The 20,886-nt window shown below is 48.3% G+C and carries 22 protein-coding genes; 6 read left to right on the top strand and 16 right to left on the bottom strand.

Annotated elements, in window-relative coordinates; translation table 11 throughout:
- Positions 1-20: 20 nt before the first annotated feature.
- The 14 genes from ACFVQB_RS21390 to spoVAC form a co-directional block, all read right to left on the bottom strand.
- Entirely contained in the window at positions 21-926 is a 906-nt protein-coding gene (locus ACFVQB_RS21390) for a CvfB family protein (protein ID WP_379443652.1), read from the bottom strand.
- Complete coding sequence (gene rsfS, locus ACFVQB_RS21385) at positions 923-1,270, bottom strand: ribosome silencing factor (protein ID WP_072734522.1); 348 nt, start codon at positions 1,268-1,270, stop codon at positions 923-925. The genes ACFVQB_RS21390 and rsfS overlap by 4 nt, the downstream gene beginning before the upstream one ends.
- Before the next feature lie 22 nt (positions 1,271-1,292).
- A complete protein-coding gene (yqeK, locus tag ACFVQB_RS21380; RefSeq protein WP_379443649.1) occupies positions 1,293-1,859 on the bottom strand; it encodes a bis(5'-nucleosyl)-tetraphosphatase (symmetrical) YqeK in 567 nt (188 codons plus the stop codon).
- Positions 1,843-2,433: a nicotinate-nucleotide adenylyltransferase gene (locus tag ACFVQB_RS21375; protein WP_379443647.1), complete on the bottom strand. Its 591-nt coding sequence runs from the start codon at positions 2,431-2,433 to the stop codon at positions 1,843-1,845. Before ACFVQB_RS21375 ends, yqeK begins: the two co-directional genes overlap by 17 nt.
- A gap of 15 nt (positions 2,434-2,448) precedes the next feature.
- Complete coding sequence (gene yhbY / locus ACFVQB_RS21370; protein ID WP_247898601.1) at positions 2,449-2,742, bottom strand: ribosome assembly RNA-binding protein YhbY; 294 nt, start codon at positions 2,740-2,742, stop codon at positions 2,449-2,451.
- Between the two features lie 279 nt (positions 2,743-3,021).
- Positions 3,022-3,885 carry a shikimate dehydrogenase gene (gene aroE / locus ACFVQB_RS21365; RefSeq protein WP_379443643.1) on the bottom strand — a complete coding sequence of 288 codons (864 nt, stop codon included), beginning with the start codon at positions 3,883-3,885 and terminating at the stop codon, positions 3,022-3,024.
- Positions 3,886-3,926: 41 nt separating this feature from the next.
- Positions 3,927-5,054 (bottom strand): ribosome biogenesis GTPase YqeH, encoded by a 1,128-nt coding sequence (yqeH, locus tag ACFVQB_RS21360; RefSeq protein ID WP_379443640.1) that lies wholly within the window; start codon positions 5,052-5,054, stop codon positions 3,927-3,929.
- On the bottom strand, positions 5,051-5,578 hold the full coding sequence (locus ACFVQB_RS21355) for a YqeG family HAD IIIA-type phosphatase (RefSeq protein ID WP_379443638.1): 528 nt from the start codon (positions 5,576-5,578) through the stop codon (positions 5,051-5,053). The genes yqeH and ACFVQB_RS21355 overlap by 4 nt, the downstream gene beginning before the upstream one ends.
- 106 nt (positions 5,579-5,684) lie before the next feature.
- Positions 5,685-7,898, bottom strand: a complete 2,214-nt coding sequence (locus tag ACFVQB_RS21350; protein ID WP_379443635.1) for a DUF4129 domain-containing transglutaminase family protein — start codon at positions 7,896-7,898, stop codon at positions 5,685-5,687.
- Positions 7,895-9,142 (bottom strand): DUF58 domain-containing protein, encoded by a 1,248-nt coding sequence (locus ACFVQB_RS21345; protein WP_379443633.1) that lies wholly within the window; start codon positions 9,140-9,142, stop codon positions 7,895-7,897. Before ACFVQB_RS21345 ends, ACFVQB_RS21350 begins: the two co-directional genes overlap by 4 nt.
- A gap of 3 nt (positions 9,143-9,145) precedes the next feature.
- On the bottom strand, positions 9,146-10,102 hold the full coding sequence (locus ACFVQB_RS21340; RefSeq protein WP_053781313.1) for an AAA family ATPase: 957 nt from the start codon (positions 10,100-10,102) through the stop codon (positions 9,146-9,148).
- Between the two features lie 207 nt (positions 10,103-10,309).
- Positions 10,310-10,660 carry a stage V sporulation protein AE gene (gene spoVAE / locus ACFVQB_RS21335; RefSeq protein ID WP_053781314.1) on the bottom strand — a complete coding sequence of 117 codons (351 nt, stop codon included), beginning with the start codon at positions 10,658-10,660 and terminating at the stop codon, positions 10,310-10,312.
- Between the two features lie 3 nt (positions 10,661-10,663).
- Positions 10,664-11,680, bottom strand: a complete 1,017-nt coding sequence (gene spoVAD, locus ACFVQB_RS21330) for a stage V sporulation protein AD (RefSeq protein ID WP_053781315.1) — start codon at positions 11,678-11,680, stop codon at positions 10,664-10,666.
- Complete coding sequence (spoVAC, locus tag ACFVQB_RS21325; RefSeq protein ID WP_379443630.1) at positions 11,677-12,180, bottom strand: stage V sporulation protein AC; 504 nt, start codon at positions 12,178-12,180, stop codon at positions 11,677-11,679. Before spoVAC ends, spoVAD begins: the two co-directional genes overlap by 4 nt.
- A gap of 606 nt (positions 12,181-12,786) precedes the next feature.
- Between spoVAC and ACFVQB_RS21320 the strand changes: the two genes are divergently transcribed.
- Together ACFVQB_RS21320 and ACFVQB_RS21315 are read left to right on the top strand one after the other, a co-directional pair.
- Entirely contained in the window at positions 12,787-13,860 is a 1,074-nt protein-coding gene (locus ACFVQB_RS21320) for a M42 family metallopeptidase (protein WP_379443628.1), read from the top strand.
- 153 nt (positions 13,861-14,013) lie between these two features.
- Positions 14,014-14,331 (top strand): hypothetical protein, encoded by a 318-nt coding sequence (locus tag ACFVQB_RS21315; protein ID WP_379443626.1) that lies wholly within the window; start codon positions 14,014-14,016, stop codon positions 14,329-14,331.
- A 242-nt stretch (positions 14,332-14,573) separates the two neighbouring features.
- On the opposite strand, the gene ACFVQB_RS21310 is transcribed toward ACFVQB_RS21315, so the two are convergent.
- Positions 14,574-15,281, bottom strand: coding sequence for a metal-dependent hydrolase (locus ACFVQB_RS21310; RefSeq protein ID WP_376036158.1), 708 nt, complete (start codon positions 15,279-15,281; stop codon positions 14,574-14,576).
- A gap of 318 nt (positions 15,282-15,599) precedes the next feature.
- On the opposite strand from ACFVQB_RS21310, the gene nirB reads away from it, so the two are divergent.
- The 4 genes from nirB (at position 15,600) to ACFVQB_RS21290 (ending at position 20,075) form a co-directional block, all read left to right on the top strand.
- A complete protein-coding gene (gene nirB, locus ACFVQB_RS21305; protein ID WP_379443623.1) occupies positions 15,600-18,029 on the top strand; it encodes a nitrite reductase large subunit NirB in 2,430 nt (809 codons plus the stop codon).
- Between the two features lie 70 nt (positions 18,030-18,099).
- A complete protein-coding gene (gene nirD, locus ACFVQB_RS21300) occupies positions 18,100-18,426 on the top strand; it encodes a nitrite reductase small subunit NirD (protein ID WP_379443620.1) in 327 nt (108 codons plus the stop codon).
- Positions 18,427-18,480: 54 nt separating this feature from the next.
- Entirely contained in the window at positions 18,481-19,263 is a 783-nt protein-coding gene (locus ACFVQB_RS21295) for a formate/nitrite transporter family protein (RefSeq protein WP_379443618.1), read from the top strand.
- Between the two features lie 182 nt (positions 19,264-19,445).
- Complete coding sequence (locus tag ACFVQB_RS21290; RefSeq protein ID WP_113053733.1) at positions 19,446-20,075, top strand: YfbR-like 5'-deoxynucleotidase; 630 nt, start codon at positions 19,446-19,448, stop codon at positions 20,073-20,075.
- Between the two features lie 52 nt (positions 20,076-20,127).
- On the opposite strand, the gene ACFVQB_RS21285 is transcribed toward ACFVQB_RS21290, so the two are convergent.
- On the bottom strand, positions 20,128-20,886 hold the full coding sequence (locus ACFVQB_RS21285) for a response regulator transcription factor (RefSeq protein WP_379443614.1): 759 nt from the start codon (positions 20,884-20,886) through the stop codon (positions 20,128-20,130).

Raw genomic sequence — 20,886 nt, 5'->3', positions numbered from 1 at the left:
GATCCATGATACCCGTTGGTTTACTTATCCTCGTTCTGATCCTGTGGTACAGACTCTGTCAGATAGGTCCAGTTTTCCTTTTGAGTTACCAGACCGTCCTTCATCAGTTTGCCCAAGGCCCGCTTGAAAGCAGATTTGCTGATTCCAAAGCGCTGCTTGATGATGTCTGGCGGGGTAGCATCCGAATACGGCATGCCGCCCGTAGGCCGCTCTTTCATGAAAGCAAGCAGTTTATCCGCATCTTCATTGCGACCAACCTCTTTGAGAGGAGACATCGCCAGATTGACACGTCCATCTTCACGTACCATGGTTACCCGGCATTTTACCTTTTCACCCAGACGCAGCATCCGGTTTCGTTCCGAGGAATGAATCATGCCAATAGCGCCAAAGCCCAGCACTCCACCCTCAACAAGTACAAACGTACCCATCTGAAGTGGTTTGTACACCGTTGCTTCAACCCATTCGTTGACCCAAGAGGTTGGTGCATGGAAGGACAATGGCGCAAGCTCACGTTCCCCAGCCAGTTTCGCCCGCAAGCGCCCTTGCTTGTCATGCTCCATAAGGACGAAAACTTCATCCCCTACATGAGGCCGTAGTTCTTCCAACTCAGGCAATTCACGAATCGGGAGCAGCAATTGCCGCCCAAGCCCCATCTCGAGAAAACAGCCGAGGCGTGGATGAATATCGGCCACAACAAGTCGTCCCATTTCACCGAGTGTGAGATATGGTTTTTTCATGGTTGCCGCTAGACGATCTTCCGTATCAAAGAACAGAAAGACCTCCAGCGTTTCTCCAATTTTAACGTCCCGTGTGAGCTCCGTATAGTGAAGCAGTACATCTTCCGATCCTGTCGTCAAAAAGTAACCAAACGGAGACACTTCACGTGAAACCGGCAAGTTGACGACTGTTCCTGCGATCAAACTCATACCGTTTCCACCACTTTGGCATCAGACCACAGGCGCTCAATGTTGTAATACTCACGCTCGTCGCGGTGGAAGATATGAACAACCACATCACCCATATCCATCAATACCCAACGTGCCGAATCCATACCTTCGATGCCTTTGATGTTCACGCCGGCAGCATGCGCCTGTTTGCGAATCTCTGTTGCAATCGCCTGTACCTGAGTATCAGAATTCCCGTGACAGATAACAAAATAGTCTGCTACCAGCGAGATACCGATCAGATCCAGTGCTACAATGTTGGATGCCTTTTTATCGTCAGCGGCAGCAACCGCCATATTCATAAGTTCTTTCGATGATACTGTCATGAACCAACCTCCATTATCTAATCTACAAATGTGCAATCAAGTCATTCCGCGACAACATGGTCAAAGGATAAATGACACGGCGCTGCGAGATCAACAAGCTGATCGTGGAATCGAAACCGGCAATTAAACCTTCTTCCAGACTGTGTTCAGCCTGTTCGCGAATATGATTTACTCCCGGGAAGTCTCTTCCCGGTTCAATATAATCCGCAAGACATACCACTTTATCCAGCAGGCTCATGCCAACTCGACCCGAGGTATGCCAGCGAATGGCATTGATAATTTCGGCATCATCAATGCCATAGTCACGCTCAGCAACAAAAGCACCCACTTCGGAATGCCAGAGCTGCTTGTCATGCTGCAAAAGTTCTTCGTTCAATCCATTGTCTCGAATGACCGCTTCCATCTCGGATACGGGCCAATACTTGGCCACATCATGCAATATGGCTGCCAAATCCGCTTTTACAGGATCAGCGCCATATTTTTCAGCCAACAACACTGCCGACTCCATGACACCCAGCGTGTGCCTCCAGCGCTTCTCCGGCATTTGACCGGAAACGGCGCGGATCAGTTCGTCACGGCTTAGTTCCATATAAACCGCTCCTTACAATGTATTGATGGACCGCATCAGGAATCATAAAGCGCACGGAATGCCCTTTGGCGAAGCGTCTGCGTACTGCTGTGGATGATATGTCCACCAAAGGCATCTCAGCCAACAGTACCCGATCCTGCAGCGCGTCTGGCAGATCATCCAGATGTAACTGGAATCCCGGCCGTCCCACACCGATAAAGGTTAAGCGTTCAGCGAGTTCTTCGATCTGTTCCCATTTGGGAAGATAGTTCACCATATCCGCCCCAACAATGAAGTAAAATTCATGCTGCGGGTAGCGGCGCCAAAGCTCCTTCATCGTATCAATGGTATAGGACACGCCACCAAGCTCCATCTCGATGCCCAGCACCTCATAATGCTGTACTTCTTTCACAGCCGCTTCCGTCATTTCGAGACGTTGCTGTCCCGATGCTCCGGCTCCACGTTTGTGAGGAGGAACATGAGAAGGCATGAACCAGATCTCATCCAGTGCATGCGAATCCCTGGCCGCTTCGGCTGCCAGCAGGTGCCCCATGTGGATCGGATCAAACGTACCACCCATGATGCCGATCTTCACCCGCGTCACTCTCCCTTACCTAGGTAGTTCGATTTGTTTGTTGTCACGTGATTCTTTGTACAAAATGATGGTGCTTCCGATGATTTGCACCAGTTCGCTGCCTGTTTCACGGGCAATCTCTTCGGCAATCTCATTTTTGTCATCCAGATTGTTGTTCAGCACTTGCACTTTCATCAATTCGCGCTTCTCGATTGCATCTTCGATATGACGGAACAGATGCTCATTCGTTCCCCCTTTGCCGATTTGAAATACAGGGGTCAGATGATGTGCTTGTGAACGCAAAAAGCGCTTTTGTTTACCGTTTAACATGAATACTCCATACTCCTTATGGTGAGCAAGCCTCAGCAACAGCACAATGTCTGCCCTGGGCTTGACCGTTCAATTATATTTTCACATTCATAAAACGAACTAACAAAGTTTACACAGTGTGACTACGATTGCAGTACCATCTTACGATCGCTGTTATCCCCAGATTTCTTCATTTCATTTTTATAAAGGGGAAATCCGGTGATAAAGGCGAGCACTTCGTTTCTTCAGATTGGTTCTGCACTCTTCGTCATCGTGTAATCTTGATTTCATTTTACAATATCAAAAACTGTCTAACACAGCTCGCCGCATCGTCTCCACGGGAGCCGGGATGCCGAGCCAGTGCTCGAATGCTACCGCGCCCTGGTATATAAACATACCAAGACCACCATGCACAGTACATCCACGCTGCCTCGACTCGCGAAGCAAGCGTGTTTCCAGCGGATTGTAGATAAGGTCGCTCACTGCTGCGCCTGCTCGAATGAGCGCAGGATCAACAGGCACGTCATCTACATGCGGATGCATACCTGCGGCTGTGGTGTTAATCACGATATCGGCCGAAGCCAGTACCACAGCAGCTTCTTCCATTCCACTACCTGTGATGTCACCCAGTCCATGAGCTCGCAGCTCGGAAGCAAGGGCAACGGCTCTGTCTGCTGTACGGTTAAGAATACTAATCCGTTCAGGTTTCTCCAGAGCAAGGGCGTATATCACACCTCTAGCTGCTCCTCCAGCGCCCAGAACAGCAATCCGTTTACCTGCGAGTTCTGGAACAGCTTCTTCCTTCAGGGAACGCACATAACCGATACCATCCGTGTTATACCCTGTCAGCTTGCCTTCTTCATTGACAATGGTATTCACCGCGCCAATCAGGCGTGCACTTTCATCAATGACATCAAGATACTGCATGACATGTTCTTTGTGCGGGATGGTTACATTTACACCGCGATACCCCAGCGCCACAATGCCTCGAATGGCTGATTCCAGCTGCTCGGGACGAACATGCAGTGGCATATACATTCCATTCACTCCTGCAGCCTGCAGAGCCGCATTATGCATAGCAGGCGATTTGGAATGTGCAATGGGGTCACCCATAACGCCAAGCAGTACAGGGAGTGAAGGATTGTTTTTTTTCTGTTCCGACATACTTCCGCCTCCGATCTGATGAAAATGCTGCTGTGATTACATTAGATCAAGGATGGGCGGATCAGTACACGAATACCTTTTGGAGCATGAACAGCTACAAGGGCCCCATTCTCACCGTTAATCTTAATCCAGCCCAGTCCGGAAATGAATACATCCGACTGGCTGCCGCGTTTGATTCGGAATTCATGTCTGGTCCATTCAGGCATGTCCGCTGCGTCTTCACGCGTTGGTGGAGACAGCAATTCACCCAGGTGGTCACGATACAAGTCGTCTGCACGTTCCAGCTTCGTCCGATGAATATCAAGCGCAGTGCTGATAAAACAAGTAAAGGACTGACGATCACCCTCCACAAAGTCAAAACGAGCCATGCCGCCAAAGAACAGCGTCTGACCAGAATTCAATTGATAAACAGCCGGTTTAAGCGGTTTTTCTGGCATAATGGCAGCCAGATCCTTACGGGATACAATCTCACTGAAACGCCAAGGGTATACAATTCCCGGCGTATCAATAATAGCTTTTCCATCGTCCAGTGGAATATTAACCATATCCAACGTCGTTCCCGGATAACGGGATGTCGTGAGTTCCTGCTCGAGATCGCTGTAGTCACGAATGAGACGGTTAATCAATGTGGATTTGCCCACATTGGTACCACCAACCACGTATACGTCACGATCCCCGCGATACGTTCCGACAAGCTCGAGCAGTCGGTCGAAGCCCTGATTTTGCTTCGCACTGCACAGAACGACATCTACTGTACGCAAACCTTGTTCTTTGGCCTGTTTCTGCACCCAGTTGCGAACCTTGTTCCAGTTGGTTACTTTTGGAAGCAAGTCCGTTTTGTTCACAGCAAGCAATACCGGATTGTTGCCTACAAATCGCTGCAAACCAGAGATAATACTGCCATCAAAGTCAAACAGATCAACGATATGGATGACAAGTGCATCCTTATCCCCGATTTTGCTCAGCAAGGCCAGGAACTCGTCCTGATCCACTGTAACGGATGATGACTCATTGTAATTTTTGATACGGAAACAACGCTGGCAAATGACGGGTTCACGATCCAATGCTTTTTCGGGGATGAATCCTGGTAATTCCGGGTTTTCCGTTTGCAGATGCACTCCGCATCCGCTGCACCTTACGGCAATATTGCCGTTATGCGGTTCTGTCATTTCTTCTTTTCCTCCTCAAGCCATAAGCCTTTCTTGCGCAAACTCGTTAGAGCAATCCGTTCCACGCGCCGATTGAAGCGGGTCATGAAGCCTTCATCTCCAATGGAGATCGGCAACACCAGAACCGTATAGAGTCCCAGCCGATTACCTCCAAAGACATCTGTAAGCATCTGATCGCCTACCACAACCGTTTTTTCAGGAGTTAACTCCATCATCTTCATTGCTCTACGAAACGGAACATTCGATGGTTTGCGTGCACTATGCACAAACTGGATATCCAGTGGCGTCGCAAACAGGGATACACGATTCAAATTGTTATTGGACACAATCATGAGCTGGAAACCAGCCTCTTTGACACGTGCGAACCACTCGATCAGTTCGGGCGTGGCGTCAGGAGCTTTGGCCCCAACAAGTGTATTGTCCAGATCAGTTATAATTCCACGGTAGCCTTGAGCGTATAGCTCTTCCAGATTAATGTCAAAAACCGTGTCTACACGCAGCTTGGGCATTAACATTTCAAACAAAGAAGTCACCTCAGTTTCATACGACACACTATATCACAAATCCGTCTTTCCTGAAAATGCATACAGCGCCTGATGGCATAGGAAAGGAAAAACGGGACGGGCGACATTACGCCCGTTCCGCTTTAAGTTCCTTACGCAGCTTCGAGGCGGTCTGATAGACGGCCTTCCAGTCGTCTGCAGTTACTGACGCTGGACTATAGCGAGTCTGTTCAAACTTCGCTAGAAGTTCATGCAATGTCGCTGCTGCAGCTGGTTTCACCTGGCTCCAGCGGGTTACCGATTCACGAAGTGTCTCATCCCCGCTCCGGGTCAATCCTTTACGTCTCGCATAACGAATCCAGCGTTCGGTCTCTGCCACTACCTTGTGTTCAGGCGTTAGCGGTCCACCTGTCCGCAGACGAAGCACGAAGAATCGAAGCGAGAGGCGATTTCGCCAGAACATATAAGCCACCCACAATACGATGATGGCTCCCGCAGCCCAGATTACAAAAGCCGGGATGCTGGATGAAGCCTGCTCAGGCGCAGGAGTCTGCTCTTCCTCTTTTACCGGTTCCTCCTCAGGTTGTTCTTCAGGCTCATCTACCGGCTGTACATCTGGTTGTTCCGTGAGCAACGGCATGTCAAAGCCTGGCGTCGCTTCAACCGGAATCCATCCATACTCGCCAAAATAAACTTCAGCCCAAGAATGCGCATCTGCATTCGTTACAGTGTATGTCGTCTCGATCTCAGCCCCAGGTTGGCGCGGGGCCTGCATGTCTGAATTCAGCGATAGCTGTCCAGGCGCGTACCCTTTCACCCAACGAGCGGGAATACCTTCGGAGCGCGCCATCATAACGAGCGCAGTCGAGAAGTAATCACAATACCCTTCACGAATGTCAAATAAAAATCCTTCAACAAAGTCACTGCTTACTTTTCGGGATAAATCCGGATTGTTTGTGTAATCAAAGTTTTGTTGTAAATAGTTTTGCAGTAATGCCACTTTTTCATACGGCGTATTTGCCGATGCTGTAATTTCAGCGGCCAGGTCCGTCACCCGATCAGGGAATCTGGATGGCAGCTGCAGGTACATATCATCTGCCGGATTGCTCGCATACAGATCATCAAAAGATTTGGTACGAAGCTCATCTTCCACAATAACTGGCGCTTCGGATACAATCGTATACGTCTTCGGATATTGCGGTTGCTGACGATCTGTTACGACATGCAGTTCGGCCTGCTCCGGATTCCATAACATTCGGTCCGAATTCGCCTCACCATTGACAGATGTTACTTCCGAAATGGAATAGGCTCCAAAGAGGATCGGATACACGTTGTCATTCAACATCGTCACTTTTTGAGTGACTTGCTTGGTGTTCACATTTCCGGGTTCGTCATTCTCCAGAGCCTGCCCCGCCTCAACATCCTCTGTCGCACCTCGTCCGCGGTCATCCCAACCTGTTCCCGTATACTCTGCCCGTGTCTCACCACGCCAGTAACTGCGCTCATTGGTGGTGACGGACATGACAGGTGTATAGTCGAAGTTAAATCCTCCGCCAAGTTGGTTGTCTTCCCTGCTGTATCCCGACTCGGTTGCTGCCGGAATGTCCAGTGTTCCGTTGCCGGTCTGACTCGCCGAACTTCCGGTGTAGTTACGCCACGCGGTATACGGGTCCGTTAAGGTAGGAGGAACTTCCGGCATGTTCACACTGGCTACAATAATTAAAGAGAATATAATTGCAATGTTGGCCAAAATTTTATAAGGATACCGGATGATTCTCTTCCAGCCTTGTGGATATTGCAGTTGAAAATTACGGAAGTGCTGGCATACCAGCCATCCCATTCCCGCAAACATGACCCAGGCAATTTCAATCCAGAGTGGAATCTGGGTGAAGGAGTCAAGAATTCCCATGGAGATAATGTTGATACCCAGAAAAACGAGAATTCGGCGCGTTGTGGTCACCAGGCGAAGGGCAGCTTCAAGCATTACCCACGCGCACAGGGTAAACCAGATGTAAGGTGTCAGGTGCATTATGAACTGCTCTGTGCGCTCCGTTAACGTGCCGTAAGGAATATAAACCGTGTAATCAATTAATGTCTTATGCAAAATATATACAAGGACAACCGCCTTGATTATGGTTCGAACCATTATTTTGAAAGGCAGAATAACTTCCAGAATACTGACCGCTGCGAGCGTCCACAACACCAATGAGGTTGTCTCGGTATACCAGGATTCCTGTGTAAATGATATCCACTGCATCCCAATCAGGAAAATCCAGAGCAACGAAGCTGCATGATACCAGGATCTTCTCCCCGCTGTCAGCTCTTTGCCTTTAGTACTCATACACTACCTCCCCCCATAACCGTTGGAAGCTCCTGCAAATGGGCAACGGTGAAGGATCTCGTGCCTCTTCCGCGCAGCATCGCATTCCACTCGGAACTCCGGCGGGTATCACTGGGTTCAATCAGAATATGACAAGGAGTCATCCCCCTTGTGTCAACCCATCGGAGCAGTTCGAGAACTTTTTCATCTTTCTGGGGAGAAATCACTACAAAATAAGCACCTTGAGGAAACTGACGCGACATCTTCTCAACACCGGGCAGCAGCCGATTTTCCTGGCCGTTATATTGGATATCCACCAAATGATGAATCATTTTCTGCCGTTCAAGCGGACTTTCGCTGGGAGCAAAAAATGATGTTTTCTCCGACAGTGTCAGCAGTCCCATACCCATTCGTTCTCTTGTGCCATACTCCAGCAGGGAGGCAGCCGTAGACACAGCCAGTTCAAAGGCCTCACCATGTTCATAGCTGCCTGACAGCGCATCCAGCACCAGAATCGTTTTCGGAACCGACTCATGTTCAAATTCCTTGGATTTCCACGTTCCCGTTTTTGCGGTTGCATTCCAGTGAATACGTGAAAGGCGATCCCCGTAAACATAGTCACGCACGCCGTTAATCTGGGTCGTTTCCCTGCGCGAGCGAGTCAAAGCCGTCTGTGGACCGGATAACCGTGATTTGCGATCATACAGCTGCCAATACGGAATAAATACCGTCCGCGGCAACACCCGGAATTCCCCTTTGGCTTTGAACGTTCCCCGATGCTCGATCAGACCAAAGATGTCCTCGCTGGCACATTCCGTTTCTGAAAAGACATACTTTCCCCGCTCCAGCGGTGGGGTCTGAAATGACAATTCACCATACCCTCGCATGCTCGGAATGAGGCTTTCTTTGAAAGACCAGGATTCGCCGTTGTGCCGATGCAGCATCTCGCGCACAACTACATAAGGAAGTGGCAAAAATCCCGGGATGTTCAGACTTAACTTCACCTGTACCTGATCACCCGAATGCAGCAGCTCTTCATGATCCTGGCCGGAAGAGAGCTTGCGCACGCCATGAGTACGCCGTACACCGCTAAAACCAGCAATCGCAAGGTAAATACAAAGCAGAGTCACCATCGACAGCAACATCAGGGAGGTCTTCCCGCCCTGGAACAAAACATAAGCCAAACAGCACAACCACACCGCCGCGATGCTCCATACGCGGGGGTGGCGTATTCCCCTTCTGACTGTACTCAAAAGCGGCTTCATCAATTATTGCCCCATGGAGACGGGCACACGAACCTGCTGAAGTACGGAATTTAATACAGCCTCGGAGCTCATGCTGTCCAGTCTCGATTCGGGACGCAGCACAATCCGATGGGAGATGACATAAGGTGCCATCGTTTTCACGTCATCCGGAAGCACGTAGTCACGTTCCTGCAAAAAGGCAAAAGCCTTCACGGCCATCATAAATGAAATGGCTGCCCGCGGGCTGGCGCCCAGCAATACGGATGGGTGGGAGCGAGTTTTGCGAACCACATCAAGCAGATAATCCATGACCGGATCACCGATGAATACTTCCTTGATTTCCTGCTGAATGGCTGATATCTGATCCATATGGGTTACGGATTCAAGCCGATCAACAGGCTGACCCGACTGGTGCTGCTTCAGCAACGTTTTCTCGATATCCTTGTCCGGATAACCCAGACTTATTTTCAACATAAACCGGTCCAGCTGCGCTTCCGGCAATGTGTACGTTCCTTCAAAATCAATTGGATTCTGGGTTGCACAGAGCATAAATGGATGAGGCAGATCATACGTATCTCCATCTACCGTTACACTGCGCTCTTCCATGACTTCCAGCAAAGCGGACTGCGTTTTCGTTGTTGCCCGGTTAATCTCGTCTGCCAGCAAAATGTTGGTCATCACCGGACCGGGACGGAAGTAAAAACGCTCATCACGCGGATGGAAAACGGATACCCCTGTGATGTCACTTGGCAAAATATCAGGATTACATTGAATGCGGCGGTACTCTCCGCGCATGGATTTCGATAACGCTTTAACCAACTGCGTCTTGCCTGTTCCAGGTACGTCTTCAATCAGAACGTGTCCGCCTGCAAGCAAAGCTGTGAGCAAAAGTTGAATTTCAAAGGATTTCCCCATTATGCATGATTCCAGATTAGAACGAACTGCTGATATGATTTGGATCGACTCTTTGCGCACAGGCATGTGGTCTAACCTCCTAAAAAAGCATACAGATTTCCTTTTATTGTACATGATCCAAGAGCGCGAGTACACTCGAAGGAACTCATAATTTGTTTCCAGCCGTCAGATTCACCGCAGTTATCGCATGATTACGACAAAAAGAGGCCCGGATAGAAGTTATCCGAAGCCTCTGCTGATTCCATATATAATGGCTGGCTCTGCCATGATCTGTTACCCTTTGGGCCGAACCACCAATGCCGCGAGAAAAGAAAAGATAATCGCTGAGGAAATACCCGCCGCGGTCAAATCGAATATCCCCGTAATGACACCGATCCATCCCTCTTTTTCCAGTTCCGTCAATGCCCCGTGCACGAGGGAGTTACCAAAACTGGTAATCGGAATGGAAGCTCCTGCTCCTGCAAATTTGACGAGTGGATCATACAGCCCGAACGCATCCGCAACCGCACCAGCCACAACAAGTGTACTCATCGTATGTGCAGGAGTCAGTTTGACACCATCCATCAGAAGCTGTCCCACAACACATATCAAACCGCCAACAATAAATGCCCATAAAAACTGCATCCTTTATCCCTCCTTTTCTATGGCTACGGCATGCGCAATACAAGGAATGCTCTCGCCTTGCTGGTACGAAAGTGGAGACAACAATGCACCGGTAGCGACCACCAATACCTTATTGAGTTCACCCTTTTGCATCCGGTTCAAAATGTGACCGTAGGTCACGGTCGCTGAACATCCGCAGCCACTTCCTCCAGCCACAACCTGAGGCTGCTTTTCCAGGTTATATATCATCAGGCCACAATCATTGAAGACAGTTTGTTCCATTGGAACACCCTCTTTATGCAAAAGCTCCTTAACGATGGGCAATCCCACCGAAGCCAGATCCCCAGTCACAATGAGATCATAATAACCGGGTTCCAAGCCTGTATCCCGGAAATGCGAAACAATGGTATCCGCTGCCGCAGGAGCCATCGCAGCCCCCATGTTAAACGGATCTTTAATGCCCATATCCATAATTCGGCCAATTGTCGCTTTGGTGACTACCGGGCCCTGACCCGTACGGGATATCACACTACACCCCGAACCCGTAACGGTATACTGGGCATATGGCGGCTTCTGGGAACCATACTCTGTTGGATAACGAAATTGCTTTTCCACCGTACAGTTGTGACTCACCGTACCTGCCAGTACATAATCCCCTGCACCCGAATCCACAATGAGTGAGGCTAAAGCCAACGTTTCCATAGAAGTTGAACAAGCACCAAATACCCCCAGATAAGGTACACCCAGCTTACGGGCCGAAAAGGAACTACTGATAATCTGGTTCATCAGATCCCCGCCAACAAAGAACTGAAGCTCTTCCTTCGTAATATTGGCATTGATCAACGCCATCTGGGAGGCCTGTTCGAGAAGCTTGCGCTCTGCCTTTTCCCAAGTCTTCTCCCCAATCTCCAAATTGTCATATACATAATCGAAATCAGATGCCAGAGGCCCTTGGCCTTCATCCGGCCCTACGACTGCCGACCTGCCGATAATGCGTGGACGGTTCTCAAATTGCCAGGTTTGTTGGCCCAAGCGTTTCATAGATGTCCACCTCCGAAGCCGAGAATGGCGTATACGATCCCCACGATAAAGGCAGCAACGACACCAAACACGATGACTGAGCCTGCCAATTTGAACATGTTGGCACCAACTCCAAGCACCAGTCCCTCGGCACGATGCTCCAGTGCTGCCGAGCACATCGAGTTCGCAAATCCGGTGACAGGTACAGCCGTCCCTGCACCAGCCCATTGCGCCATTTTATCGTAGACACCGAGACAAGTCAGGATGACTGAAATGAGGATCATGACCGCAACGGTTGGACTGGCAGCTTCCTTTGATGTCATGTCAAACCCGGCCATAAACGCTTCCTGAATAGCCTGTCCAATGACGCAAATCAATCCGCCGACGAGGAATGCCTTAATACAGTTCGCCCAGATTGGACGGGCAGGCTCATGTTTTTTGGCGACTTTTTTATATTCCTGTTCACTGATGGACAGGGATGATGATGATTTTTTTCCGCTACCCTTAGTTTGAGCTGGCAAGATACAGAACCTCCCTTGTAATGAAAATGAGCCAACAGATGTGACTGCATGTACTGTGTGTAATCCTGTATTCATTGTTTGTTAAGGTTGGGAAAGTTATGTATCCGGCGAAAGACAGCATTTGTTTCCAGCACGTTGAAGCAGCTGAATCAGATGAGTCGCTCAGCGCCGGATCAGAGGTCTGGTGAAAATTTATAAATAAAGCAGAATGATCACGAGCAAAATAAAAAGGACGATACATAGCATGGTTTCATTGCCTTCATCGGGTGGCCTCATCTATTGTCCCAGCTCCTTCCTGTTGTCAGGCAAGTGAAATGAGGGGCTCATGGAATACAGGTTAAGCCAAACGGTTCCTCACTCTATGCATATTCAATGAAGCTGCTTGGCGACTGTGTTTGGTGCGGATTGAATGACCCGATGAATCATCAAACGAGCAAGCAATTATGCCTGAGATACGTGACATAACCATGGACAATTACTTGCGCAAGGTTCATACTGTAGTGTGACCAGTGGTTAAATAAAACGTTCTTCCCTTCCGAAGAACAACAGTCCGGCAGCCGTTCTGCTGAGACCATATCTACATACAAGCAGAGGAGTTGTCGACACATGAATCAAAAAACGTTGGAAATGTTTCGTACGTTAACGGAATTCCCTTCCGTTTCCGGGTTTGAACGCGAGCTTCGCGGATGGATGAAAGAACAAATGTCTCCTTATACGGATGAATTTGTCCAGGATCGCCTGGGCAGTCTTTTTGGTGTATTGCGAGGAGAGGCGTCCGGACCCAAAGTCATGGTTGCAGGTCACTTCGACGAAGTTGGCTTCATGACCACAGGCATTACGGAAACAGGCATGATCAAGTTCCGTCCGCTCGGTGGATGGTGGAGTCAGGCTGTGCTGTCTCAACGTCTGGAACTCATCACTCCGGAACGCCGGATTACAGGGGTTGTCGGTTCAACACCTACGCATTTACTGGATGAATCCCAGCGCAATAAACCGGTTGATCTTAACCATATGTACTTGGATATTGGTGCGGACAACCGTGCAGAAGCAGAATCTTGGGGCATTCACCCAGGCATGCAGATCGTACCGATCTGTGAATTCACACCGATGGCCAATCCGAAGAAAATTATGGCAAAAGCCTGGGATAACCGTTACGGGGTAGGACTTGCACTTGAGCTGGTTGAAGCATTGCATAAGGATAAATTGCCAAACACCCTCTATTGCGGTGCAACAGTCCAAGAAGAATTGGGACTCCGTGGTGCACGCACGGCTGCCAATCTGATTGAACCGGATATTTTCTTTGCACTGGACTGCAGTGCCGCGAATGATATGACAGGAGACAAACAATCATTCGGACATATTGGACAAGGCGCTTTACTGCGTATCTTCGACCCGGGCATGTTCACCCATCGCGGTATTGTTGAATATGTTCAGGACACAGCATCATCCAATCAAATCAAAATGCAATATTTCATCTCTCCTGGTGGTACGGATGCCGGAGCGGTTCATTTGAGCGGCATCGGTGTACCTTCCACGGTAATTGGCATCTGCGCCCGTTACATTCATACCTCTTCTTCCATTATTCATACGGATGACTATGATGCTGCAAAAGAGTTGCTCGTAAAACTGGTGAAGGGTCTGGACCACACAACCATGAATACCATTATTGAAAATGCTTAGGCATTAATCTTACGCAGGTTACCGAGATCCCCCTAACCTTTTGGTTCAGGGGATCTCTTTTTATTTTATAAACTAGATTAATAGTCAGAACATTTATAGAAAAACAACATAATATACGATAAAGGAACAATTCTGAACAGCGGGGGATCTGTGATGGCAGTAGGAAAAAACAGAAAATCAAATAAATCATCCAACAAAACAAATGCTGCAAACGCCCTGCTCAACGGAAACCTAAACGGAAAAAAACTGGAATTTATCGTTGCAGCATTACTAGTAAGCGGAAAATTAAGAGTAGATAATGTTACGTTATTTCGAGAAGCAACATTGGTTGTCGCTTTAACCGGAAAATATAAAACCCTGCAAAATCTCACACCAACCAATACAGATAAACTTGTGGAATTTCTGAACCAGAATGGGGATATGACGTTGGATGATGTTATGAAAGCATTTCAGCAAAAAATGAATTCCTAGATATCATGAAATGAGGTAGGGATAATGTCTGACTTTGACGGAACTGGCTTCGCCGAGCTGTTGATTGTTGTGATCCTTGTCGTTTTGTTTGTGTTTGGCTCTACGGATATTGAAGGGCTGTCGAGTACGCCGACACAAACCTGAAACAGGCCAAACCCGCTTTACATTGCAGAGGCATTACATGAACAAGAATGGCATAACCGGAAACGCCAGTCCTTAAATCCAGGACTGGCCGTTTGGTGTTACAAAAATAAGGGGGAGAACGCAATCCAGGCTAGAATAAGAGCCAGCACAATGCAAACATTTTCCACAACGGCCCCATGTTTGGTGCCTGTACTCATGAGATTGATCCTTATACGCCACTTGAGTGGTGGCAATGGACGAATGCCGCGATTCGTTAACGAATCAGCCAATAGATGCATGACATAGGCTGTACCTCCCGCTACCCAGATCTCTGGCCCCTGCAGATGAGTTGTACTGTAGAGCAATCCAGCCCATACCGCGGTCCCATATAATGTGTGGGTTAACCCTCTGTGGGTTAACGTGGTACACAGCATTAACAGACTGCCCGCAATTAGATTCCATGGTGCGAATGCATGGCCATAGAATACAAGTCCCAATCCGATCGCAAACATCAACACTTTGCGCAGGGAACGGGACGGCAGGAAAGATACCATAGCAATCAGAATAGCAAGCAGCAGATTCCATGGTTTCGCCTGAACATAGAAGTACACAAATACGGCGACAGGCAGCAGGATTGTCTGTAAGAGCCGAATGAGGCTGTTCGGCAATGCCTTGGATACCAGTAGCGAATTAGGCTCATCAATGTCCGGCAGCAGCGAGCCGATCAGGGCCACGGTAACCGCAGGGGCAGTAACGGGCATGCCGGCCAATTGCAAAACAGAGAGGGATACAGTGGTCCCGATAATCAGGTGGGATCTTCCCATCATGGTGCAAAAACTTCCTTTCGAAGAAATAGGGAACATAAACGTCCACTCCAGATATTACAACGAAAACAATATAAGAACAATAGTTCGCATTCCTTATTTCATTTATATTTATACCTGTTTCCATCCTTATTTACATTTATATTTATGAAGAGATAAAAAATAGATTCCCTGACAGGGATCACACTTTAAATTTGTGATGCCTCTATCGCTATTAGTGAAATTAATCACATTAAATGTCAGCGTTGAACGGTATGATTCAAATATAAACCACTAAAAATGATGGTAATGTAAAGTGTCCATTTAAGGAGGCATACACAAATGAACGGAAATAAGGAAAAACTGGTTATCGTCGGTAACGGTATGGCAGGCATCAGTACTGTTGAACAAATCTTAAAATTGAGCTCGCGGTTTGACATTACTGTCTTTGGCACAGAGCCCTATCCCAATTACAACCGGATTATGCTGTCCTATGTATTAGAAGGCAGCAAAACAATTGATGATATTGTGCTCAATGATCTGCACTGGTATGAAGATTATGGTATCACTCTTCATACGGAGACAACCGTATCCAGAATTGATTCCGAGACCCATGAAGTCGTAACTGCGGAGGGCGCACGTTTCCCTTATGACAAACTCATCATCGCTACGGGCTCCCGTTCCTTCATTCTTCCCGTACCGGGTCATGACAAACTAGGGGTCGTTGGATTCAGGGATATAGCAGATTGTAACGTCATGCTGGAAGCCGCGAAACAATATAAAAAAGCCGCTGTCATTGGAGGAGGTCTTCTCGGCCTCGAAGCTGCCAAAGGCTTGGTACAGCTCGGCATGGAAGTCACAGTCGTGCATCTGATGGAGGATCTGATGGAACGCCAGCTCGACCCGCAGGCGTCCGCGATGTTAAAAGCCGAACTTGAGCGACAGGGCATCCGGTTCAAGATGGGCGCACAAACCGCAGAGCTTCTCGGTGGCGAACGGGTAGAAGGTATTCGTTTTGCGGACGATTCTGTGTTGAACACCGATTTTGTTGTCATGGCGGTAGGCATCAAACCCAATACGGGTGTAGCTCGTGAAAGTGGCATAGAAGTTAACCGAGGCATTGTGGTAGATGACTATATGCAAACTTCACTGGATAATGTATATTCCGTCGGAGAATGTACCGAACATCGCGGTGTATGCTACGGCCTCGTTGCCCCACTATTTGAACAGGGCATGATTCTGGCCAAACATATATGCGGTGTTGAGACAGCTCCTTATGAAGGTTCAGTGGTATCCACGAAATTGAAAATTTCGGGCGTAGACGTCTTTTCGACCGGTGAATTTATCGACAGTCCTGAACATACGGTCATTGCACATAAGGACGACTGGAAACGCACATACAAAAAAATTCTGCTTCGGGATAATATTATGGTTGGCGCTGTACTCTTTGGTGATATTACGGATTCTGCCGAATTACAGAAATTGATCAAACAACAGGCTGAAATGACAGATGAACTGTATGCTTCACTGATGGGTACAGGCTGTGGTGGGCATAAAAAAGCCGCATCCGTGGAAACCATGGCAGAAGACGAAATTGTCTGTGGATGTAACGGGGTAACCAAAGGAACCATTGTCGATGCCATCACGAATGAGGGATTGACCAGCGTAGACGAAATCAAAGCCTGTACGGGTGCAACCCGCTCCTGCGGCGGCTGCAAACCGGTTGTTGAACAGATTTTGCAATATGTGCTTGGAGACAACTTTACAGCGGGTGCCAAACAGGGAATCTGCGGTTGCACCTCCCTCAGCCGGGATGAGATCGTAGCCGAGATTAGACAAAAAGGATTGCAAACGACCAAAGAGGTCATGCATGTCCTGGGTTGGAGCCAACCCGAAGGGTGTTCCAAATGTCGCCCGGCAATTAACTATTACCTTGGCATGATTGCACCAGATACCCATGTGGATGAAAAGGAATCCCGTTTTGTCAATGAACGCATGAACGCCAATATTCAAAAAGACGGTACTTATACAGTTGTACCGCGCATGTATGGCGGAGTCACCACTCCGGAAGACCTGAAACGAATAGCCGACATTTCGGTCAAATACGATGTAAAAGCCGTCAAAGTGACTGGAGGTCAGCGGCTGGACCTGATTGGAGTCAAAAAAGAAGATCTGCCCAAAGTCTGGGCTGAATTGGATATGCCTTCAGGCTATGCATACGCCAAATCGCTGCGTACAGTCAAAACATGTGTCGGCTCACAATTTTGCCGCTTTGGCACGCAGGATTCCATGGCGATGGGCGCTCTACTGGAGCGCAAGTTCGAACGTCTGGATCTGCCTGCCAAGTTCAAATATGCCGTGAACGGTTGTCCTCGTAACTGTGCGGAGTCTTGTACGAAAGATATCGGTATCGTCGGCAATGACGGCGGCTGGGAAATATTTATTGGAGGCAACGGTGGCATCAAGGCCAGACTGGCTGACTCCCTGTGCAAGGTGAAGACCGATGAAGAATTAGTTGAGCTTTGTGGAGCGATCATGCAGCATTATCGGGAGACAGCCAACTACCTGGAGCGGACTTCCGAATGGGTGGAACGTGTGGGTCTGGAACAGATTCGAGCCGTTGTTGTCGATGACGTGAAAGAGCGTAAGTCGCTTATGAAACGAATCGAATTCGCTCTTGAGCAAGTAGAGGATCCTTGGAAAAAAGCACTGCGTAACGAGGAAGGCCAGAACAAACTTTTCCATGGCATAGAAGTTTCTGCTCGGCCATAGTCCCCTGTCTCGGCCATTATGATATATCTTTGATTCTGTAACGTAATCTGAAAATGAAGGAGAGGTTTATATGACAACACAGCAATCTGCCATCTACTATCCTGCGGGAGAGATCGAAGAATTCCTGCCGCAGATTGGCAGGGTGGTTGAGATTAAAGACCACGAACTGGCTGTATTTCGTACCTCGGATGGCACCATCTTCGCCGCAGAAAATAGAAATCCTCATCCCAAGGGTGGACCGCTGGCGGAAGGGATTGTCTCCGGGTATTATCTGTACGATCCACTGTATGATTGGAAAATTGACCTGAACACAGGTCTTGTTCAGGCCCCCGATCAGGGACAAGTGCAAGTGTATCCCGTGAAGATCGAGAACGGGCAGGTCTGGATCGCTTTATAGCTATGTAAAATGTTCACTGTCAACGACAGATGCACCATAATGGGGGAAATCGTCATGTATACATCAAATGTTGAAGGAATTATTGAAGCAGCGGTTAAAAAACGAGATCAAATGAACGCAAGCCTGCCACGTTACATGGTTGCGGCTTTAATGGCTGGCGCATATGTAGGCCTTGGCATCATTCTGATATTCAGTATCGGTGCCCCACTACTTGCTGCTCAGTCCCCACTGCAAATGATGCTGATGGGCATGTCTTTTGGACTCGCCCTCACACTCGTCATCTTTGCCGGATCGGAGCTATTTACAGGTAACAATATGTTCTTTACAATGAGCACACTAGCTGGCCGGACTACTGTTCGGGATACACTCAAAAACTGGGGACTTGTCTTCCTTGGCAACCTGATCGGTGCCGTTCTGCTCAGTCTGCTCATTGTGGGCAGCGGTCTCTTCAAGACGGCGACACCGGAACATCTGCTGTTTGTCGTTTCTGCCAAAAAGATGGCCGCTCCCGTTAGCGAACTTTTCTTCCGTGGCATTCTCTGTAACTGGCTGGTCTGTCTGGCGATCTGGATGGCGGCCCGTTCAAAAGAAGATATTGCCAAACTCGTCCTCATCTGGTGGTGTCTGTACGCCTTTATCGCGAGTGGATATGAGCACAGCGTCGCCAACATGACCTTGCTCTCCTTGTCCTGGCTGTTGCCAAACCACCCGGATACGATTACTCTGGCAGGCTGGATGCATAATATGATTCCGGTCACGCTCGGTAATATTATCGGTGGTGCGCTGTTTGTCGGCATGGCGTATTGGTTTGTTTCGCCCGTGAGGAAGAAAGGATAGCCTAATTCCCAACGCAAAAACCATCATTGCTCTCTGATTCTACATTCAGGAGGACAAGATGGTTTTTTGCTGTTTAGCGATTCGACTTCTACTTTACCTTCGACTGCATCAGGGTTAATCCGGAGTTGACATAACCAAGTTATAATTAGTGCATACTTAACTAAAAAAGGATGATTGCACACATGGGAATTCATACGTACTTTAGATCACTCAACGATCTCGAACGCATTATTCGTACCCCGGGAAAATTCAAGTTCGAGGAGCACAGCGTATCCGCCCACTCCTGGAAAGTTGTACAGTATGCCAAAACACTTGCCGATATTGAAGAACAGCATGGGGTCGCCATCGATTGGAAGAAGCTGTACGAGATCACCAGCAGTCATGATTATGGCGAAATCTTCATCGGTGATATCAAAACACCAGTTAAACATTATTCACTAGAGCTTCGTTCGATGCTGCAGCAGGTGGAAGAAGGCATGGTTGAGCATTTTATTAACGAAAACATTCCTGAAGAATTCCAGCCCATTTTCCGCAGACAACTGCGTGAAGGCAAAGACAACTCTGTCGAGGGACTCATTCTGGAAGTGGCCGACAAAATGGATCAGGTGTACGAGGCGTTTGCTGAACTGCAACGTGGCAATACTGAAAAGGAATTTATCGTGATGTACCGATATGCCCTGATCAAAATCAAAAATATTGACCTCCACTGTGTACACTATTTCCTTGAGCAGATTCTCCCTGACATCATTGAGGAAGGCAACCGTTCCCCATTTGATATCCGCCAAATCACGGAAGATGCTTTGTCACAATAATCAGCTCCAGTCATTGTGGTTCTTCAAGAACCATGGACAGGGCTTTTTTTCGTTATTGTAACCTTTGGCGATACTCGCTGGGATACAGTCCTGTCTTGTTTTTGAAAATACGGCTAAAATAATGGGAATCACTATATCCCACCGCCCTACCTACTGTCTTAATATCCATATCTTCAAAGGCCGCGAGCATGCGCTTTGCTTCGTTGATTCGAAGCCCTGTCATGTATTTGAGCGGGGTTTCACCCGTCACCTTTTTGAAACACTTCCCCAGGTAATCCACACTAAAATGCATTTGTCCTGCCATATCCTGCAACGTAATTTCATGCATATAGTTCTGTTTCACATACAACTTGACTGCCTCTGCAATGTCCTCCGGCTTCACCTGTTCATCCAGCATTGCACTGACATGTGCCAGCGAATCCCCTGCCTTGCCAAGTTTTAATTCCATTGCATCCAGCAGCGACCGAAGCTGTTCTTCCGTAAGGGGTTTAAGCAGATAATCCTCTACCTTGTAACTGATCGCCTGACGTGCATACTCAAACTCATGGTGGCCGCTCAGGATCACGATCTTGACATGCGGATAGGCAAAATACAGATGTTTCGCCAGTTCCAGCCCATTCATTACTGGCATCTGAATATCGGTAACGACCAGATCAGGCACCATTTGCTCAATCAGTTCCAATGCTTCCTGTCCATTCCTAGCTTCACCTATAACCTCAAACCGGGTGCCCAGCTCGCTGAATTTCCGGGATACGTTGCGGCGAATTAACGCCTCATCCTCCACAATAATGGTTCTATATGTCATCGACAT

Origin of the sequence: Paenibacillus sp. NPDC057886 (assembly GCF_042796655.1) — a bacterium.
GTDB lineage: Bacteria > Bacillota > Bacilli > Paenibacillales > Paenibacillaceae > Paenibacillus.
Note: the sequence above shows the minus strand (reverse complement) of the source record. Positions and strands in the feature narration are given on the sequence as shown.

What these genes read in the sequence shown, in the direction of transcription:
- ACFVQB_RS21390 (WP_379443652.1), bottom strand. Translation starts at nt 926, where the DNA reads ATGAGTTTGATCGCAGGAACAGTCGTCAACTTGCCGGTTTCACGTGAA.
- rsfS (WP_072734522.1), bottom strand. Translation starts at nt 1,270, where the DNA reads ATGACAGTATCATCGAAAGAACTTATGAATATGGCGGTTGCTGCCGCT.
- yqeK (WP_379443649.1), bottom strand. Translation starts at nt 1,859, where the DNA reads ATGGAACTAAGCCGTGACGAACTGATCCGCGCCGTTTCCGGTCAAATG.
- yhbY (WP_247898601.1), bottom strand. Translation starts at nt 2,742, where the DNA reads ATGTTAAACGGTAAACAAAAGCGCTTTTTGCGTTCACAAGCACATCAT.
- aroE (WP_379443643.1), bottom strand. Translation starts at nt 3,885, where the DNA reads ATGTCGGAACAGAAAAAAAACAATCCTTCACTCCCTGTACTGCTTGGC.
- yqeH (WP_379443640.1), bottom strand. Translation starts at nt 5,054, where the DNA reads ATGACAGAACCGCATAACGGCAATATTGCCGTAAGGTGCAGCGGATGC.
- ACFVQB_RS21350 (WP_379443635.1), bottom strand. Translation starts at nt 7,898, where the DNA reads ATGAGTACTAAAGGCAAAGAGCTGACAGCGGGGAGAAGATCCTGGTAT.
- ACFVQB_RS21345 (WP_379443633.1), bottom strand. Translation starts at nt 9,142, where the DNA reads ATGAAGCCGCTTTTGAGTACAGTCAGAAGGGGAATACGCCACCCCCGC.
- ACFVQB_RS21340 (WP_053781313.1), bottom strand. Translation starts at nt 10,102, where the DNA reads ATGCCTGTGCGCAAAGAGTCGATCCAAATCATATCAGCAGTTCGTTCT.
- spoVAE (WP_053781314.1), bottom strand. Translation starts at nt 10,660, where the DNA reads ATGCAGTTTTTATGGGCATTTATTGTTGGCGGTTTGATATGTGTTGTG.
- spoVAD (WP_053781315.1), bottom strand. Translation starts at nt 11,680, where the DNA reads ATGAAACGCTTGGGCCAACAAACCTGGCAATTTGAGAACCGTCCACGC.
- ACFVQB_RS21320 (WP_379443628.1), top strand. Translation starts at nt 12,787, where the DNA reads ATGAATCAAAAAACGTTGGAAATGTTTCGTACGTTAACGGAATTCCCT.
- ACFVQB_RS21315 (WP_379443626.1), top strand. Translation starts at nt 14,014, where the DNA reads ATGGCAGTAGGAAAAAACAGAAAATCAAATAAATCATCCAACAAAACA.
- ACFVQB_RS21310 (WP_376036158.1), bottom strand. Translation starts at nt 15,281, where the DNA reads ATGATGGGAAGATCCCACCTGATTATCGGGACCACTGTATCCCTCTCT.
- nirB (WP_379443623.1), top strand. Translation starts at nt 15,600, where the DNA reads ATGAACGGAAATAAGGAAAAACTGGTTATCGTCGGTAACGGTATGGCA.
- nirD (WP_379443620.1), top strand. Translation starts at nt 18,100, where the DNA reads ATGACAACACAGCAATCTGCCATCTACTATCCTGCGGGAGAGATCGAA.
- ACFVQB_RS21295 (WP_379443618.1), top strand. Translation starts at nt 18,481, where the DNA reads ATGTATACATCAAATGTTGAAGGAATTATTGAAGCAGCGGTTAAAAAA.
- ACFVQB_RS21290 (WP_113053733.1), top strand. Translation starts at nt 19,446, where the DNA reads ATGGGAATTCATACGTACTTTAGATCACTCAACGATCTCGAACGCATT.
- ACFVQB_RS21285 (WP_379443614.1), bottom strand. Translation starts at nt 20,886, where the DNA reads ATGTCGATGACATATAGAACCATTATTGTGGAGGATGAGGCGTTAATT.